General features: G+C 33.5%; 2 protein-coding genes. One reads left to right on the forward strand and one right to left on the reverse strand.

The window, feature by feature from the left end:
* Nucleotides 1-996, forward strand: a 996-nt coding sequence (locus VK998_RS05775; protein ID WP_325226477.1) for a phage tail tape measure protein, incomplete at its 5' end; no start/stop codon positions are given.
* A gap of 141 nt (nucleotides 997-1,137) precedes the next feature.
* Here VK998_RS05775 and VK998_RS05780 read toward each other — a convergent pair.
* A partial coding sequence (locus VK998_RS05780; RefSeq protein ID WP_325226479.1) for an ISLre2 family transposase occupies nucleotides 1,138-2,097 on the reverse strand: 960 nt, incomplete at its 5' end.

Here is a 2,097-nt window from a genome sequence, read left to right on the forward strand (position 1 = left end):
GAAACTGATAATATTCTAGGGTTTACCCGTGTAATGATTGATTTAGGAGAGGCTACAAATCTTTCTGCAGATGAAGCAGCTACAGCTTTGGCAAGACTTGCTAATATTACTGGTATGAGTCAGCAAGATTTTGATAGATTAGGATCTACTATAGTTGATTTAGGCAATAATTTAGCCACCACAGAGGCAGAAATCGTGGCTATGGGGCTAAGGCTTGCTGGAGCTGGATCTCAAATAGGACTTACAGAGGCACAGATAATGTCTTTTGCTGGTGCTTTAAGTTCCGTTGGTATTGAAGCAGAGGCAGGAGGTTCTGCTTTCTCCAAAGTAATGATTGACATGCAACTAGCAGTAGAAACTAATTCAGAAAGGCTTAAAGAATTCGCAGATGTAGCAGGAATGAGTGGAGAAGAATTTAGAAGAGCATTCCAGGAAGATGCAGCAGGGGCTATAATTACATTTATTCAAGGCTTAGGAACTGCAGAAGAAAGAGGATTATCTGCTATTAAAGTACTTGATGATATGGGTATATCAGAGGTTAGGTTAAGGGATGCATTATTAAGAGCATCGGGAGCAAGTGACGTATTTACAGAATCTCTTGAAATTGGAACTAATGCTTGGGAAGAGAACACAGCATTGACAAAAGAAGCAGAACAACGATACAAGACTACTGCTAGTCAGATTGAAATAGCTAAAAACTACTTAAAAGATGCAGGTATAACTATAGGTGAAATAGTAGTTCCTCATATAGTTAAGCTGGCTGAAGGTGCCAAGAATTTAGCAGAATGGTTTAGTAAGTTAAATCCTGAAACACAAGAAACAATAGTTAAGATGGCAGGATTAGCTGCAGCAACAGGACCAGTTTTATATGCTGGTGGCAAAATGGCAAATGGTCTAGGCTCTATCATAGGTTTATTCAAGTTTCAATTCCTTATAGGTAGTCTAGCAACTCGTTCGATAGTGTCAAGTAATTGTTGGAAAACAATTAAAAAATAATTTTCTAAATAATATTAGAATAATAACTCCATAATCATATAATGTAATAATTTGTAATTTTAATTTCGCTTTACCTTAATAAACCTAAGTTAATAGGCTATTTTGTACCTATTTATATTGTATTTTAAAGTACATTAAACTTTAAAAATATGAGGCTCTAAGCATATCTTTAAGCCATCTACCCTCTGTCCTTGATATATATGGCATATCTGTCATTATATCCGGATCTATATTGTTATAAGTTCTTTTTACTCCATTTATTATTTTTTCATCAAGTTCTAAAACTTTTTCTTCTTTTTTTCTATCAGTTCTAAGTTTTCTATAGTACTCTTTTATGCTACCACCATTAGCTTTATAGACTCTCATACGTGCCATTTCGTCTGCTCCAATTACACTCCAGCCCATTGGTCTTGAACTTAATCTGTCAGATAGTATATGGCTTATATGACCTTCTGCACTACATCTATATTTCTTTTCTCCAAATAAATTTTTAATGCCTTCCCAATTATTTGATATATATCTTTTGGCTCTTTTCATACTTTCTCTCTTGCTTTTTATTGGTGTCTCTTCTATTGCAAAATTTATAATTTCCATTGTACATTTTTTATTTCCAGCTTTCATATAATTCCATAATGGTTCATCGATATATATTGGATTTTCAAGGCTATCAAGGTGAGCAGTTATTATTTTTACATATTTACTAAGATGATAATGATCAAGCACATATTTACTGCCATTAATTATTTCAAGACCACTTTTAATCCAATTAGCACCATCTCCTGCTATAAATATATCTTCTACCAAATCTAAATCATAGGCTTCATCTAGATATGTTGCGACCTCTGTCCACAGATCTTCAGGATTCATCTCTCCAGTAAAATACCTTACATTTTCAAGTTTTGTTCTTCCCTTATTTATTTTTGTTTTATTGTCATAAACATAGATTAATTTCATTTCTTTATTCTTTCCATTTTGTAATGGAACGTGGTCTTCATCTGCTTCTATGTAGATTGTATTTACCTTTCTTTTCTTCCCTATATCAAGTTCTAGATTGCCTATTGCTCCATTTTCCCTTATGATTTTCTTTACTGTTTCTCTACT

Origin of the sequence: Schnuerera sp. (assembly GCF_035459645.1) — a bacterium.
Taxonomy (GTDB): Bacteria; Bacillota; Clostridia; order Tissierellales; family Tepidimicrobiaceae; genus Schnuerera.